Genomic DNA, 16,298 nt, shown 5'->3' on the forward strand with positions numbered 1-16,298 from the left:
CCCGCCGCCCGCTCGCCCCCGAGATGTTCGTGCGGGCGCCCACCTACAGCTCGCCGGGACCGCTCGTCGCCCGCTTCCGCGGGGTCAACGCGCGTGCGGTGCTGGTGACGCTGGATCCGAGCTATCCGGTGGAGCGGATCGAGCACATGCTCTCCGATTCGAAGGCCCCGATCGGCGTCACTGTGACGGCCACCGGCGAAGACCTGCCCGGGTCCATCGACTGGCTGCTGCTCGACGACCTGAACACCATGCGCCGCGCCATGCTGGTCTCCGACGCGCCGATCACCGACGCCGAACGCGGCGGCCCGCTCGATATCGACCACACGGCCTACCTGATCTACACCTCCGGTTCCACCGGCAAGCCGAAGGCGGTTCTGCTCAGCCATCGCGGCATCGCGAATCTCGTCGCCACCCAGCGCGAAACCCTGGCGCTGGACCCCACCGCCAGCGCACTCCAGGTCGCCTCCCCCAGCTTCGACGCTTCGGTCTTCGAGATGCTGACCGCGCACGCCGCGGGTGGACGCCTGGTGGTCTCACCGCCCGAGGTCTACGGCGGCGGCGAACTCGAGACGCTGCTGCGCACCGAGCGGGTCACCCACGCGGTGATCACCCCGTCGGCGCTGGCGACGATGGAACCCACCGATCTCACCGAGTTGCGGGTGCTGTCGGTGGCCGGTGAGGCGGCCACCCCCGAGCTCATCGAGAAGTGGGCCGCGGGCAGGCGGATGGTGAATCTGTACGGCCCCACCGAGTTCAGCATCTGGGCGACCGGTCCCGCCGAACTGCTCCCCGGCGAGCCGGTCACCATCGGCGGACCGATTCGCGGTGCGGCACTGGTGGTGCTGGACAGCTGGTTGCGTCCGGTGCCGGTCGGCATCGCCGGTGAGCTGTATCTGGCCGGGCCCGCGCTGGCGCGCGGCTACTTCAACCGGTTCGAGATGACAGCGAGCCGGTTCGTCGCCAACCCGTTCGGCGTCGCCGGGGAACGGATGTACCGGACCGGCGACATGGTGCGCTGGGTCACGGGCGAGAACGCCGCGCTCACCCTGGAATACCTGGGCCGCAGCGACTTCCAGGTGAAGATCCGCGGCCTGCGGATCGAACTCGGCGAGATCGACGCGGTGCTCTCGCGCGACGACGAGGTCGACTACGCGGTGACGATCGGGCGCGAAGGACCGGCGGGCGCCACCGTGCTCGTGTCCTACGTGCTTCCCGTGCCGGATGTCGCGCTCGACACCGAACGGTTGCGCGCCGAGGTCGCGGCGGAACTGCCGGGATACATGGTGCCCGCCTATGTCGTTGTCCTGGAAGATATCCCGCTCACCCCGGTCGGCAAACTGGACCGCAAAGCCCTGCCGATACCGGACTTCTCGGCCACCCAGCAGTCCTATCTCGCACCGCGCACACCGATCGAACAGGCTGTGGCCGTGGTGTTCGCCGATGTCCTCGGCAGCGAACGGGTGAGCGTCGACCAGTCCTTCTTCGAACTCGGCGGCAACTCGCTGAGCGCGACGAAGGTTGTCGCCCGGGTCAATTCGGCGCTCGGCTCCACCATCGCTCTGCGGGACCTGTTCGACGCGCCGAGCGTCGCCCAGCTGTCGGCGCGGGTCGTCCCCGCGGCCGAGGGCAGTCCGGGCCTGCCCGCGCTGGCTCCCCGCCTGCGCCCGGACCGCATCCCGCTGTCCCCCGCCCAGCAGCGTATGTGGGTACTCAATCAACTCGACCCCGACTCGTCGGCCTACAACATCGCGATCGCCCTGCGCCTCACCGGAACCCTCGATGTGGAAGCCATGCGCCGCGCTCTCGCCGACGTGGTCGAACGGCAGGAGAGCCTGCGCACCCGCTACCCCGCCGACGCCGAGGGCCCGCGTCAGGTCGTTGTCGGCATCGACACCGCGGTTCCGCCGATGCCGCTGCTCGACACCGAAGACGGCGCGCCACTGCGTGAGCAGATCAACGAACTGGCAGGCACCGGCTTCGACCTCACCCGTCAGGCACCACTGCGTGTCGGCCTGTTCCGCCTCAACAGTCGCCCAGCCGAGACCGGACCCCACAATGCTCATCGATCCGAAGACCCTGTGCCAGTACATGTCATCGTCCTCGTCGTACACCACATCAGCGCAGACGGCGCATCGATGGCCCCGCTGGCGGCGGACCTGGTCGCCGCCTACTCGGCGCGGGTGTCGGGTTCAGCACCCACGCAGCCTGCGCTCACGGTGCAGTACGCGGACTTCGCGCTGTGGCATCGCGAGCTTCTCGGCAGCGCCACGGATTCGGAGTCCGTTGCAGCACAGCAGATCCGGTATTGGCGCGAGGCACTCGCGGGCGCACCGGATGCGCTGGAACTCCCCGCCGATCGCCCCCGTCCGGCGGTGCAGACCATGAGCAGCGATGATGTCGACTTCACCGTCGACGAACAGACCCACCGTGCGCTGATCGACTTCGCCGCCGCGAACAATGTCAGCGTCTTCATGGTCGTCCACGCCGCCCTCGCAGTGCTGCTGGCCCGGCTCGGCGGTACCGGCGATGTCGTCATCGGCACGCCGATCGCGGGTCGCGGTGCGGCCGCGCTGGACGAGCTCGTCGGCATGTTCGTCAACACCCTGGCCCTGCGCACGCCGGTCGACCCCGGCACCGGGTTCCGGCAGCTGCTCGCCACCGTCCGCGACACCGACCTCGACGCCTTCGGCCACGCCGACGTACCGTTCGAGCAGCTCGTCGCGGCACTCGACCCCACCCGGTCGACCGCCCATCACCCGCTGTTCCAGGTGTCGCTGTCGCTGCAGAACTTCATCGAACCGGTACTCGAACTACCCGGACTGCGTTTCGAAGTCGAGGACTTCGACCGCCGCTCCTCGGCCTTCGACCTCACCCTGGACCTGCGCGAACGGTTCGACGAGACCGGCCCGGTGGGCATCGACGGTGTCCTCACCTACGCGACAGACCTGTTCGACGCGGCCACCGTCACCTCGTTCGCGACCCGATGGCGGCAGGTGCTCGCCACCGTCCTCAGCGACATCGACATCCGCCTCGCCGATATCGACCTCCTCGCCGAATCCGAACGCGCGGACCTCGTTCCGGTCCACGGCCCCTCCACCGCGGGCACCACGACGTTGGCCGACCTGCTCACCGCCACCGCGGCGACCTTCGCCGACCGACCGGCACTGGTTGCCGACACTGCGACGGCCACCGCGACCCAGGCCACCGCGGGCACCGGCACCATCTCCCCGACCGAGCCCACATCCGCCGACGACGCGGCACAACCCGCGCAGGTATCCGGCGCGATCACCTACGGCGCGCTGAATGCCCGGTCGAATCAGTTGGCCAGGATGCTCATCGAGGCGGGAGCGCACACGGAATCTGTGGTAGCCCTCGGCCTCCCACGATGTGTCGAGCTCCATGTCGGCATCTGGGCCGCGGCGAAGGTGGGCGCGGCGTTCCTGCCGGTCGACCCGAAACATCCGGCGGACCGCATCGACCACATGCTCACCGATTCCGGCGCGCGCGTCGGAATCACCCTCGCCGAGTACCGGCCGCAGCTGTCCGACACCACCCGCTGGCTGATCCTCGACGACCCCGGCTTCGCCACCCGCATGGCCGCCACCGACGACGCTGACCTCACCCCCGCGGAACTGCCGGTTCCGATCAGGGTGGAGAACCCGGCGTGGATGATCTACACCTCCGGCTCCACCGGTACCCCGAAGGGCGTCACCGTCACCCATCGTGGCCTGGCCGACCTGGTCGCCTCCCAGCGCACCGATCTCGCCCTCGACGAACACGCCCGGGTGATGCAGGTGGCCTCGCCGAGCTTCGACGCGTCGATCTTCGAGGCACTCATGGCCTTCGGCTGCGGCGGCGCCTCGGTGATCGCCCCGCCGGATGTCTTCGGCGGCGCCCCCCTCGCGGAACTGATCGCCGCCGAGCAGGTGACCCACATGGTGATCACGCCGTCGGCACTGGCCACCATCGATCCCGCCGACGTGTCGAGCCTGCGGGTGCTCGCGGTCGCGGGTGAGGCGGTCGGCCCCGATCTCGTCGCGCGCTGGTGCGGCGGCGCAGGCGGGCGGACGATGGTCAACCTGTACGGCCCGACCGAATACACCATCTGGGCAACAGGTTCCGCGCCGCTGTCCGCTACGGAGCCGGTGACCATCGGCGCTCCCGTCCGCGGTGCGTCCGCACTCGTCCTCGACGACCGCCTGCGCCCGGTACCCGTCGGCGTCGCGGGTGAGCTGTACCTCGCGGGCACCTCGCTCGCGCGGTGCTACCACGCGCGGCCGAGCTTGACGGCAGCCCGATTCATCGCCAATCCTTTCGGCGGTCCCGGCGAATGCCTTTATCGCACAGGCGACCTGGTGCGGTGGACTCGCACCGCAGGCCCCACCGACACACCGACCGGATTGGCGCTGGAATATCTCGGCCGCACCGACTTCCAGGTCAAGGTGCGCGGCCAGCGCATCGAGCTCGGCGAGATCGACGCGGTGCTCGGCGCCATCGACGGCGTCGATTTCGCTGTGACGCTGGGCGTTGCGGGCCCCACCGGTGCCACCGCCCTCGCCGCCTACCTGGTACGCGTGCCCGGCGCCGACCTCGACATCGCGCACATCCGCGCCCTCGCCGCCGACACGCTCCCCGCGTACATGGTGCCCGCCGCTTTCGTGGTGCTGGACGAGATCCCCATCAACGCGGTCGGCAAACTCGACCGCACAGCGCTGCCGGAGCCGGTGTTCGTCACCGACGACACCCCGTACCGCGCACCGGAGACACCGACCGAACTGGTACTCGCCGAGGTCTACGCCGAACTGCTCGGCCGTCCACAGGTCGGCATCGACGATTCGTTCTTCGCCCTCGGCGGCGACAGCATCCTCGCCATCCAGCTCGTCAGCCAGGCGAAGCTGCGCGGCGTGCACTGCACGCCGTTGCAGGTCTTCGAACACCGCACGGTGGCGGCGCTGGGCGCGGCCGTCGACGCCGCCGAGACGGTGGAAGCGCTCGCCGAACTGCCCGGTGGGGGCACCGGTGACCTGCCGCTGACACCGATCGTGCGCTACATGGTCGAACGCGGCGGCGATTTCGACCGGTTCGCCCAGACCGCGGTGCTGGAACTGCCCGTCGGCATCGAGCGCGCGCAACTCGTCGCCACTGTCTCGGCCGTGATCGACCGGCACGACATGCTGCGAGCCCACCTGTGGGCGGCCGAGGACGGCTGGCGGCTGCGCGTGGCCGAGCCCGGGTCGGTCGAGGTGGACGCACTGGTGCACCGCACGGCCTTCGACGCCGCCATCGACCCGATCGAGCTGCGCGAATACGCCCAGACCGAGCTCGACTCCGCGATGAACCGACTGAATCCGGCGGACGGGGTCGTCCTGCAGTTCGTGTGGCTGGATCCGGTCGGCGACGCCGGCGCGCACACCGGGCCCGGTCGCCTGATCATCGTCGCGCACCATCTCGCGATCGACAGCGTGTCGTGGCGCATCCTGGTGCAGGACTTGATCGCCGCCTGGGCCCAGGTATCGGCGGGCGCCACCCCGATCCTCCCGGACATCGGTACGTCGATGCGGCGCTGGTCGCACGCCATGACCGAGCAGGCCCGTTCCGAGCGGCGCCGCGCCGAACTCCCGTACTGGCAAGCGGTGGTGCACGGCCCCGACCCACTGCTCGGCGCCCGTCACCTCGATCCTGACACCGATCAGGGACAGACCGTCCGCCGTCTCGACATCGAGGTCGACGAGGACACCACGACAGCGCTGCTCACCACCCTGCCCCGCCTGTTCCAGGGCAGTGTCACCGACGCGCTGTTCGCCACCCTGGCGGTGGCGCTGGTGCGCTGGCGTGCGCGCAGAGGCGTGGACGAGCGTTCGGCGCTGCTGCGTCTGGAAGGCCATGGCAGACAGGAAGAAGTCGTGCCCGGCGCCGATCTGTCGCGGACCATCGGCTGGTTCACCAACCTGTACCCGGTGCGCCTCGATCTCGCCGACATCGACATCGACGACGCGCTGGCGGGCGGCCCCGCCATGGGCGCGGCCATCCGCCGGGTCAAGCACGACCTGCTCGCGGTCCCCGACAAGGGCATCGGCTTCGGCATGCTGCGCTACCTGAATCCCGAAGCCGCCGAGCACCTTCCGACCCGGCTGCCCGGCCAGATCTGTGTGAACTACCTGGGCAGGCACACCTCCGTCGACACTCCGCCCGGCCTCGAAGGTCTCGGCTGGCTACCCACCGACGCGCTCGGCGATCTCGAGGCGGCCGAGCATCCGGACGTGCCGATCATGTCGCCGATCGATATCAACGCCATGGTCGTCGGCAACCGGCTGCAGGCCGAGTTCGGTTACGCGGCACAGCTGCTGGATCGTGCGGACGTCGCCGAACTCGCCCACCTCTGGGTAGCGGCACTCGACGCGGCGGCACGATTCGCCGAAACCCCCGCGGCCCAGATCGCCTCGGCCGACGAAGCCGCCGCCATGACCGCGCGCACGGCAGCGGTCGTGGAGCCCGGACCGACCGGACTCGGTCTCGACGTGCTGCTACCGATCCGCCCCGACGGCGATCGACCGGCGCTGTTCTGCGTCCACTCCTCCTCCGGAATGTCTTGGAGCTACCTGGGATTCGCCGAACAGCTCCGGCCGGGCCGCCCGATCTACGGGCTCCAGGCGCCCGACCTCAGCGGCCGCGAGCCCTCCGCCCGCTCCATCGAGGAATTCGCCCAGCGCTACGTGCGCGAGATCCGCGCGGTGCAGCCGAGCGGCCCCTATCACCTGCTCGGCTGGTCCTTCGGCGGGCTCATCGCCCAGGCCATGGCGGTGGAACTGCGGGCAGCGGGCGAGCAGGTCGGCGTCGTGGCGCTGCTGGACACCGACACCGCCGATATCGACGGCGACACCATCGAGCGCCTGTCGCCGGGCGCCTTCATCAACACCTTCGGCGCCATCTTCGGCATCGACGACGTGCCCGCCGAATCGACCGCCGAACAAGCGGCCGAGCTCATCACCGCCCGGCTCGGCGGAGTCGAGCTCATCGACGCGGCCACCATCGAGCGCATGGCGGGCTCCTACAACGCCTCCGCGGGCACCCGGACCGGCTATCAGCGCCCGGTCTACCACGGTGACGTCGTGTATTTCCGCGCCACGGTCGATCCCGCCGAATGGATGGGACCCGACGGCTGGCGGCCCTACGTCACCGGCGACATCACCGACCACGACGTCGACGTGACCCACGACGACATGACCAATCCCTACGCACTGTCGGTCATCTCGCCACTGCTCGATGACCACTTGGAAGCAGGAGACCGGATATGAGCGTCGAACACACTCTCGTGCAGAGCAACCCGCGCACCGGTGGTGTCGTGGTCGAAGGGATCGAGAAGTCCTTCGGCGACGTGCACGCCCTGCGCGGCGTCGATTTCGAGGCCGCCCCCGGTGAGGTGCTCGGCATCCTCGGCCCCAACGGCGCGGGCAAGACGACGATGGTGAACATCCTGTCCACTCTCGTCACGCCCGACAGCGGGCGGGCGGTGGTCGCCGGACACGACGTCGTCGCCGACCCCGCCGCGGTGCGCAAACGGATCATGCTCACCGGGCAGTACGCCGCGCTCGACGACATGCTCAGCGGCTACGAGAACCTCGTCATGTTCGGCAGGCTGATGGGGCTGCGCAAACCGGCGGCGCAGGTCAGGGCCAGGGAACTGCTCGGCGAATTCGATCTGGAGAAGGCGGCGAATCGGCGCGTCGGCACCTACTCGGGCGGCATGCGGCGCCGCATCGACATCGCGTGCGGTCTCGTGGTGCGGCCCGACGTCGTCTTCCTCGACGAACCGACCACCGGCCTCGATCCCCGCAGCCGACAGGGCGTCTGGGACCTGGTGCGCAGCTTCAAGACCGCGGGGATCACCACCCTGCTCACCACCCAGTACCTGGAGGAGGCCGACGCGCTCAGCGACCAGATCATCGTGATCGACCACGGCGTGGTGATCGCCTCCGGCACCGCGGACGAGCTGAAACACCGTACCGGCGGCAGCTACTGCGAGATCGTGCCGCTGGATCTGGAAGGGCTACCGACCATCGTCGCCGCGCTCGGCTCGCTGCTGCCAGCGGAGAACCTGGCCGCGCTCACCCCCGAATCGGATCGCATCACCATCCCCGCGCCCGACGGTGCCAAGACGCTCGCCGAGGCCCTGCGCAGACTCGACAACGCCTCGGTCGAGCTCGTCGACATCGCCCTGCGCAGACCCTCGCTCGACGATGTGTTCCTGCAGCTCACCGGTCACCTCGCCTCGACCGAGGACGAATCGGCGGCCACCCCATGACCGCCATCACCTGGAACACCTCCGTGCGCGCGACACCGGAGACGGTGCAGCAGTGGTGGGTCCTGAGCACCCGGCTGATCGTGCCCTCGATCAAATCCGGCGAGTTCCTCGCCTCGGTGCTCGCGCCCGCGGCCTTCACGGCCAGCTTCTACATCCCGCTGAAAACGGTGATGACGTTCTCCGGCAACGGTTTCAGCAGTTACGCCCAGTACATGATGCCGCTGGTGATCCTGCAGGCCGCCGCGTTCACCGCCATCTCGGCGGCGTTCCGCTCGGCCACCGATTCCGTGGCCGGCCTCAACCGCCGCTTCGGCGCGATGCCGCTGCGCCCGCTGGTTCCGGTCGCGGCGCGGATGTCGGCCAACCTGTTCCGGCTGCTCATCTCGTTGGCCGCGGGGATCGCCGCGGGCTATGTGATCGGCTTCCGGTTCCGGCTCGACGCCGCGCATACCCTCGGCTATCTGGCGTTCTCGGTACTCATCGGACTCGCGTTCACCCTCGGCGCGGATGTGATCGGCACGCTGTCCAAGAGCCCCGAAGCCACCTCGCAGGCGCTGCTGCTGCCCCCGTTGATCTTCGGCATGCTCTCGACCGGTCTCGCACCGGCGAGCCAGTTCCCCGAGTGGATCCAGTGGTTCGTGCGCAATCAACCGGTCTCCCAGTTCGCGATCGTGTTGCGCGCGCTGGCCGGTGACACCAAGGGCAACGCCGGGACGGTGACCTGGTCGCTGGTGACCCCGTCGCTGCTCTGGCTCGCCGCCATGGTGGCGATCTGCGCGCCGGTGGCCATCCGGCTGAGTTCGAGGAGGGCCTGATGGCAGAACAATCGGAGACCTCGGCGGTGTCGCTGCTGCGGCACACGCTGATCCAGACCGAGCGGCTCCTGGTGCGCTGGGCACGCAACCCGGTGACGCTGCTCGAGACCCTGCTCATCCCGTGTCTGCTGCTGGTGATGCTCAACATCGTGGTGGGCGGTCAGATCGAGAAGTTCACCGGCGACGATGCCCTCTACGGCTCGGTGCCGATGGTCGCCCTCGTCGGCGCGCTGTCCGGCGCCGTCGCGAGCGGCGTGCTGCTCGGCCGCGAACGCGACGCGGGTCTGCTGGCCAGATTCTGGGTGCTGCCCGTGCATCGTGCGTCGGGCCTGATCTCGCGCATCCTCGCCGAAGGCTGCCGGATCCTGCTCGGCACCGTGGCGGTGCTGATCGTGGGCTACCTGCTCGGCTTCCGCTTCCACCACGGTCCACTGGCCGGCCTCGTATTCCTGGCGATCCCCGTGGTGTTCGGACTCGCCTTCGCCACCATGGTCACCGCCGTCGCCGTCTACAGCGCGAAGGCCTCACTGGTCGAGGGCATCACGATCCTCGCCTCGCTGATGATGTTCTTCAGCACCGGATTCGTGCCGCTCGTCGCCTTCCCGACCTGGATTCAGCCGGTGGTGCGCTACCAGCCGATGTCGGTGGCCGTCGACGCGATGCGCGGACTGTCCGACAAGGGTCCTGTCGCCGTGCCCCTGCTGCTCACCCTCGCCTGGTCCGGCGCCGCGCTCCTGTTGTTCGCCGTGCCCGCCGCCGTCGGCTTCCGGCGCGCGAGCCGCCGGTAGCTCGGCCCGCGGCATTCGCGCCGCCGGCTACGCAGTACCCTCGTGCGCATGCTGGCGAGCGTCCGAAACCGCACCCGATTCCGTCGCACCGCAGAGCAGGGCGGGCGCGTCCGCTCACGCGGCGTCGTCGTGGCTGCCGCGTTGCTGTGCGCCGCCGTGTTCACCGCGGGATGCGCGGACAAGCACGATGACGCGAGCACGATCATCCGCACCACCACGAATATCGCCGGTGCGGGCGTGGTCGGGGCCGATCGCGACACCGCGACCGCGTGCCCGTTGCCGAGTGCGCCCGACGCGGGCCCCGGCGGCCCCCGAACGGTGACGCACACCGCCGGTACCTCGCAGGTTCCCGCCGACCCGCAACGCATCGTCGTGCTCACCACCTCGGCGCTCGACGCGGCCTGCGCGGTCGGTCTGTGGGAGCGGGTCGCGGGCGCGGTAACCCTCGACGGCGACCGTTCGCAGCCGATGTACCTGGGGTACGGCGTGGTGAAGGTGCCCAGCATCGGACCGATCGGTCAGCCCGATCCTGCTCGCATCGCCGAGCTGAAGCCCGATCTGATCCTCGGCGACGTCGCACCGGCCGCGGGCGGGTACGAGGCGCTGAGCAAGATCGCCCCCACCGTGCTGATCGGCGCGGGCGGCAGCTGGCAGTCCGATTTCGCCGCTTATTCCGCGGGGATGAACCGCAACGATGCCGCCGAAACCGCCCTGCAGAACTACCTCACCGAGGCCCACGACCTCGGCCCCGCGCTGAACGCGCGCCAGTCCCAGGCCTCGGTGCTGCGCTTCACCGCCGACACCACGCAGGTCCAGGGCGCCGAAACCTTCGCCGCCCAAGTTTTGTCCGATGTCGGCGTCCAGCGCCCGACCGCCCAGCGCGGACCGTCCTTCGACATCACCGGAGCCGACCTCGCCACCAAAGCCGAAGGCGACATCATCTACGTGATGTTCGACGGCCCGGACGGCGAGAAACACGGCAAACAGGTTCTGCGCTCCGACCAGTTCGAGGAACTGGGCGCCTCGACCGACAAGCGGGTCTTCGCGGTCGACGACAAGATCTGGCACACCACAGGTCTCACCGCCGCCCGCGCGGTCCTCACCGACCTGCGCAACAGCCTCAACGGTTACGTCACCGATTGACTCCCAGCTGACTCCCAGCGTGTTCGCAGTCCCAGCGCAGTCCACCTGCTTAGCGTGGTCGCCAACAAGGCAGCGAAGGAGCAGCTATGGGCGAGCACGATCTGGGACTGGGGCACGACCTTCGAGTGATGTCACGGCGGCGAGCGCTGAGTTTCCTCGGCGTCGCCGGGGTCGCGGCAGCGGCGGCGGGTTGCGCGGCCTCGACCGACAGCTCCGGCACGAGCACGAGCTCGGCCGACAGTGCCACCTCCGCGTCAGCCGAAACTCCCGCCGCGGCGCCGCAGGAGACAGCGGGTCCCTACCCGGGTGACGGTTCCAACGGCCCCAATGTCCTGATCGAATCCGGTGTGGTGCGCTCCGATATCACCACCAGCTTCGGCACGTATTCCGGTACCGCCCAGGGTGTTCCGATGACACTCACGCTGAATCTGCGCGACCTCGCGCAGAACGCGGCAGGCACCGGAATGGCGGTGTACGTCTGGCATTGCGACCGCGAGGGCCGGTACTCCCTCTACACCGAGGGCGCCACCGAACAGAACTACCTGCGCGGCGTCCAGGTGGCCGACGACGACGGCACCGTACGGTTCACCTCGATCTTCCCCGCCTGCTACGCCGGTCGCTGGCCACACATCCACTTCGAGGTCTACGACTCCCTCGCCACCGCGGTCGCGGGCGACAACGCCCGCCTCACCTCCCAGATCGCCCTCCCCCAAGACGCGTGCACCGCCGTCTTCGACGCCGACTCCGGCTACGTGAACAGCACCCGCAACCTGTCCGGCGTGACCCTCGCCTCCGACGGCGTCTTCGGGGACGGCTGGGACGCCGAACTGGCCACCGTCACCGGCACCCCCACCACCGGCATGTCCGTCTCCCTCACCATCGGCGTAGCCGCCAAATCCCAGAACACCCAGTCCGACAACGGTTTCCCGGGCTCACCCCCCTCGGGCAACGGCGCACCAGGCGGCCCACCACCCGCCGGCCCAGCACCCCGCTGAAGGGCCCGCGGGCCGGCATCCCCACTCAGCTATCCCCTCGAATCCGAATTCGCCGATGACAGCCGCACCGGGAAGCTCAGTGGCGCAACGCTTCTGAACGGTCCGCGGCGGCAGCCAGTCCCAGGTGCACGATCTCGATGAAGGCCGTGAGATCTCTGATCAGGACGTCGATGTCGCCTTGCGCGCCCGCGTCGGTGTGGAGCCAGTCGGCGACGGTTTCGAACAGGCCGCCGATCGCGGAGACAGCGAGGGCGTGCAGGTCGACGCCGATTCCCTCGGGGGGCACGAATCCGTATTCGCGCCACAGGGTTTCGAGGAACTGGGCGGCCCAGCGGCGGTTGACGCGCCGCTGCTGTTCGACCTTCGCCGAAATGCCGCTGGCTTCACCGAAAGTCACCTTCGCCACGCGGGGGTCGTCGACCATCGAGTGGGCGAAGGCCCCGATGACGGCGGCGACCACCTCGTCGCGGGCGCTCGAGGATTCCGACAGCGCGGTGGCGACCCGGTCCTGCGCGCGTTCGCTCTGCTGCTGCAGCAGCGCCAGATAGCAGTCCTCTTTGCTGTCGAAGAGCTCGTAGAAGGCCTTGTTGCCGACGAAGGCGGTCTGGCAGATCTGCTCGATCGCGGTGTTGACGTAGCCCTCGGCGGCGATCAGGTCGAAGGCGGCGGCCAGGATCTGTTCGCGCCTGCGCGCGCGGCGCTGTTCGGCGTCCAGGCCCTGGATGCGCCGGGAGCGGACTTGGCTCTTGTCGGTCGACGTCACGCAGCTCAGCCTACAGATTCCCGAATATAAACAAGAACTCTTGTTCTCAACAAGGCACCGTGCTGTAATCAGCATCACCTATCGAAGGAGATGCCATGCAGCGCAGCACGGCCACCTGCCGGTCGCCCCGGCTCCGACGGCTCGGTGCCCGAGCCCTGCCCCTGCTCGCGATGACGGCGCTGGCGGCAGGGGGTCCGGCGGGCGCCCAGGATTTCGAACTGCCGCCACTGCCGAACGAGGCGCAGGTGTATCCGGCGGTCGTGCCGATCCCCACGCCGCAGCACGACCCCTGGTACGCCGACCCAGCCGACCTCGCCGGCTACGCCAACGGAGACGTGATCCGCAGCCGGGTGGTACAGACTCACGTGCTCGGCCTGCCCGCGCCCGTACACACCACCCAGCTCCTGCTACGCAGCTCCGACGTGCACGACAACCCGATCGCCACCGCCACCACCGTGCTGATGCCGGGCATCCCGTGGCTGGGTCCCGGTGCGCGCCCGCTGATTTCGTATCAGGAGGCGATCGACAGCCTCGGTCAGCAGTGCAATCCGTCCTACACCCTGCGCGCGGGCATCCAGAAGGAGGTGGCCATCATGAGCCAGTTCCTTGCGGCAGGCGCAGCCGTGGTGGTCACCGATTTCGACGGCAAAGAGAACACGATCATGTCGCCGAGCGAGGGCCGGATGGTGCTCGACGGCATCCGCGCGGCCCAGCGCGGCGGACTCGGGCTCGACGCCGCGCCGGTGGGGCTGTGGGGCTATTCCGGAGGCGGCAACGCGTCCGCCTCGGCCGCCGAGCAACGCCGCCACTACGCTCCCGAGCTCGACATCAAGGGCAGCGTGCAGGGCGGAATCCCCGGCGACAAGGTCGCGATCGCCCCGTTCGCGATCTCGGGACAGCAGCCGCAGGCCAACTTCACCGGCTGGCTCGCCGTGCTCGGACTGGCCCGCGAATACCCCGAATTCGACGCCCAGCTACAGCAGTACCTGACTCCGGAAGGCCGCCGAGTGGCCGACGATCTGCGGGAACGCTGTCTCTACACCTCCGTGGCGACCACCCTGCTCCGCCCGATCGCGCAGTACCTGACCGATCCGCAGGCCGCGCTGGTTGCCGCGCGACCCGCGCTGTCCGCCGCGAGTTTCGGCAGACCCGAGAACACCCCCGATATGCCGCTGCTGATGTGGCATTCGACCACCGACCAACTGCTGCCCGCCGAGCTGGCGATCGACACGATCGCCGGTGACTACTGCGCCCGCGGCGTGAACATGCGGATGATCAGGGTGCCGTTCTCGGAGCACATCAGCGCCGAGATCGTCCCCGAACTGGGCACGGTCGCGTGGCTGCTCGCGGTCGCCGCGGGCGCCGACCCGGGGCCGCGAGTATGTTGAGCGCCGCCACGACCTCGCTACGCCAGATCCGCGCCCTGGCACGGGCCGGGATCATCGATCCACGTCACCCCGCGCAGATCCTGCGCACCGCCCGCACCATGCGCGCGTTCGGCCCGATCGCCGGTGGGATCCGTTCCTCGGCGCGACGCGCACCCGAGCGCATCGCGCTGATCTGCGACGGCGAGCGGATCAGTTACCGGGAACTCGATCAACGCACCGACGCACTCGCCGCCACCTGGCACGCCGACGGCCTCGACGCGGGTGACACGGTCGGCGTGCTCTGTCCCGACGGAGTGCGGCTCGTCGAATCCATGGCCGCCACCGCGAAACTCGGCGCTCGACTGGTGCTGCTCAATACCGGATTCGGTGCGGCGCAGTTGCGTGACGTGCTGGACCGAGAGGGGGTCAGCGCACTCGTCCTCGACCCCGCCCTGTCCACGATGGCTCAGGATCTACCCGAACGGATAGTCCTGCTGGACAACACGATTCGCTCCGACGTCCCATCGATCGGCGCGCCCGCACAGCAGGGCGGTTTCGTCCTGCTCACCGGTGGCACCACAGGTACGCCCAAGGGCGCACCACGACGAGTCGAATCACCGTTGGCCGCCGCACAATTCGTCGACCGGGTTCCGCTGCGACGCGGGCAGACGGTGCTGCTGTGCGCGCCGCTGTTCCACGGCACCGCGCTGTCCCAGTTCATCCTCTCGCTGAACCTGGGGTCGACGATCGTGCTGCACGGCCGGTTCGACGCCGCCCGCGCCCTCGCCCAGATCGCCGAGCATCGCGCCGACATGGTCGTGCTGGTGCCCACCATGCTGCGTCGCCTCCTCGATCTGGACCCGAAGTCCTTGTCCACCACCGATACCCGCTCCCTGCGGATCGTGTTCACCGCCGGGGCGGCGTTGCCGTCGTCGTTGGGCACCAGGGCGATCGACACCTTCGGCCCGGTGATCTACAACTTCTACGGCTGCACCGAGACCGGTACGGCCACCATCGCGACCCCGCAAGACTGGATCGCCGCACCGGGCACCGTGGGCAAACCTCCGGTCGGGATCACCGTCGCGCTCTACGACGCCGACGGGACCCGGATCACCGAGCCCGGCGCGGTCGGCACCGTCTACGTGGGCAACACCATCGCCTTCGAGGGCTACTCCGGTGGCGGGTCCAAGCAACTCCGTGGCGGGTTGATGAGCACCGGCGACCTCGGTCACTTCGATTCCGGCGGTCGGCTTTTCATCGACGGACGCGATGACGACATGATCGTCTCCGGGGGCGAGAACGTCTTCCCCGGCGAGATCGAGGACCTGCTCTACCGGCACCCGGCGATCACCGAAGCGGCCGTGATCGGTGTGCCCGACGAGGAATTCGGTCAGCGGCTCGCCGCGTTCGTGGTGCCCGCGGGCGAGATGGACGCCGAGACCGTGCGCACCTACGTGAAAACCCACCTCGCCCGTTTCAAAGCCCCACGCGATGTGCTGTTCGTCGACGAACTACCGCGCACCCCGACCGGCAAGATCGACCGCCGCGGCCTGGCCGCACTGAGCTGACCGAACCCGGCGGCGCCGACGAGGGGTCGGCGCCGCCCGCTCGGCCGAGAAACCGCTGGTAGCGGCCCCATTGCTATCATGGCCAACAGTGCTCCATGATGTCGCGCCCGCCCGGCGACGAAGCTCGGCCACCCAGCGCTCGAGGAGGAAACATGGCTCAGCATGCCGATGATCGAGTCCCGCCCACATCCGACAACGCCGCCGATCTCGACCTGCCGTGGGCGCCCCGCGACCACAAGTGGAGCGGCCCGAAGGCCGAACACGACGCACTGAAGTGGGCCGACGGCGACGCGCTCAAGTTGGCGAGCATCTACCTGTATCGCGAGCCCGGTGGCAATCCGGCGACCGAGGCCGACTACAAGTTCCCGGTCGCCGACATCATCGACGGCAAGCCGACACGGGTCTTCCACGCGGTCACCAACGCCGCGTCCCGCCTCGACGAGGCGCACATCTCCGAAGCCGACCGCGCCACGGTGAAGCATCGGATCTCCGAGCTCTACCGGGACGCGGCCGAGGCCTTCGACGACCCGTCACTGCGGGCGCCCTGGGATCGCTGA

The 16,298-nt window shown here is 69.2% G+C and carries 10 protein-coding genes; 9 read left to right on the forward strand and 1 reads right to left on the reverse strand.

The window, feature by feature from the left end:
• The 6 genes from ACWF99_RS25780 to ACWF99_RS25805 all read left to right on the forward strand — a co-directional run.
• The coding region (locus ACWF99_RS25780; protein ID WP_452537612.1) for an amino acid adenylation domain-containing protein at positions 1–7,295 on the forward strand (7,295 nt) is incomplete at its 5' end.
• The gene (locus tag ACWF99_RS25785) at positions 7,292–8,302 is read left to right on the forward strand and encodes an ATP-binding cassette domain-containing protein (RefSeq protein ID WP_378633221.1); all 1,011 of its coding nucleotides are present in this window, start codon (positions 7,292–7,294) and stop codon (positions 8,300–8,302) included. The genes ACWF99_RS25780 and ACWF99_RS25785, both read left to right, overlap by 4 nt.
• Positions 8,299–9,117 carry an ABC transporter permease gene (locus tag ACWF99_RS25790; RefSeq protein WP_378633218.1) on the forward strand — a complete coding sequence of 273 codons (819 nt, stop codon included), beginning with the start codon at positions 8,299–8,301 and terminating at the stop codon, positions 9,115–9,117. The genes ACWF99_RS25785 and ACWF99_RS25790 overlap by 4 nt, the downstream gene beginning before the upstream one ends.
• Complete coding sequence (locus tag ACWF99_RS25795) at positions 9,117–9,905, forward strand: ABC transporter permease (RefSeq protein ID WP_378633216.1); 789 nt, start codon at positions 9,117–9,119, stop codon at positions 9,903–9,905. The genes ACWF99_RS25790 and ACWF99_RS25795 overlap by 1 nt, the downstream gene beginning before the upstream one ends.
• Before the next feature lie 48 nt (positions 9,906–9,953).
• Positions 9,954–11,048, forward strand: coding sequence for an ABC transporter substrate-binding protein (locus ACWF99_RS25800; protein ID WP_452537613.1), 1,095 nt, complete (start codon positions 9,954–9,956; stop codon positions 11,046–11,048).
• Between the two features lie 86 nt (positions 11,049–11,134).
• On the forward strand, positions 11,135–12,043 hold the full coding sequence (locus tag ACWF99_RS25805) for a dioxygenase family protein (RefSeq protein WP_452537614.1): 909 nt from the start codon (positions 11,135–11,137) through the stop codon (positions 12,041–12,043).
• Between the two features lie 76 nt (positions 12,044–12,119).
• Here ACWF99_RS25805 and ACWF99_RS25810 read toward each other — a convergent pair whose 3' ends face one another.
• Entirely contained in the window at positions 12,120–12,806 is a 687-nt protein-coding gene (locus tag ACWF99_RS25810) for a TetR/AcrR family transcriptional regulator (RefSeq protein ID WP_378633209.1), read from the reverse strand.
• A 95-nt stretch (positions 12,807–12,901) separates the two neighbouring features.
• Here ACWF99_RS25810 and ACWF99_RS25815 point away from each other — a divergent pair, with 95 nt between their 5' ends.
• From ACWF99_RS25815 to ACWF99_RS25825, 3 genes are all read left to right on the forward strand, one after another.
• Positions 12,902–14,194, forward strand: a complete 1,293-nt coding sequence (locus tag ACWF99_RS25815) for a lipase family protein (RefSeq protein WP_452537615.1) — start codon at positions 12,902–12,904, stop codon at positions 14,192–14,194.
• On the forward strand, positions 14,188–15,741 hold the full coding sequence (locus ACWF99_RS25820) for an AMP-binding protein (RefSeq protein WP_452537616.1): 1,554 nt from the start codon (positions 14,188–14,190) through the stop codon (positions 15,739–15,741). The genes ACWF99_RS25815 and ACWF99_RS25820 overlap by 7 nt, the downstream gene beginning before the upstream one ends.
• A gap of 152 nt (positions 15,742–15,893) precedes the next feature.
• Entirely contained in the window at positions 15,894–16,298 is a 405-nt protein-coding gene (locus tag ACWF99_RS25825) for a hypothetical protein (RefSeq protein ID WP_378633201.1), read from the forward strand.

The sequence above is a fragment of the Nocardia sp. NPDC055002 genome, assembly GCF_053608825.1.

Bases quoted from the DNA above. Each gene is read 5' to 3' on its own strand.
- ACWF99_RS25825 (WP_378633201.1), top strand. From the start codon at position 15,894: ATGGCTCAGCATGCCGATGATCGAGTCCCGCCCACATCCGACAACGCC.
- ACWF99_RS25805 (WP_452537614.1), top strand. From the start codon at position 11,135: ATGGGCGAGCACGATCTGGGACTGGGGCACGACCTTCGAGTGATGTCA.
- ACWF99_RS25800 (WP_452537613.1), top strand. From the start codon at position 9,954: ATGCTGGCGAGCGTCCGAAACCGCACCCGATTCCGTCGCACCGCAGAG.
- ACWF99_RS25785 (WP_378633221.1), top strand. From the start codon at position 7,292: ATGAGCGTCGAACACACTCTCGTGCAGAGCAACCCGCGCACCGGTGGT.
- ACWF99_RS25795 (WP_378633216.1), top strand. From the start codon at position 9,117: ATGGCAGAACAATCGGAGACCTCGGCGGTGTCGCTGCTGCGGCACACG.
- ACWF99_RS25815 (WP_452537615.1), top strand. From the start codon at position 12,902: ATGCAGCGCAGCACGGCCACCTGCCGGTCGCCCCGGCTCCGACGGCTC.
- ACWF99_RS25790 (WP_378633218.1), top strand. From the start codon at position 8,299: ATGACCGCCATCACCTGGAACACCTCCGTGCGCGCGACACCGGAGACG.
- ACWF99_RS25820 (WP_452537616.1), top strand. From the start codon at position 14,188: ATGTTGAGCGCCGCCACGACCTCGCTACGCCAGATCCGCGCCCTGGCA.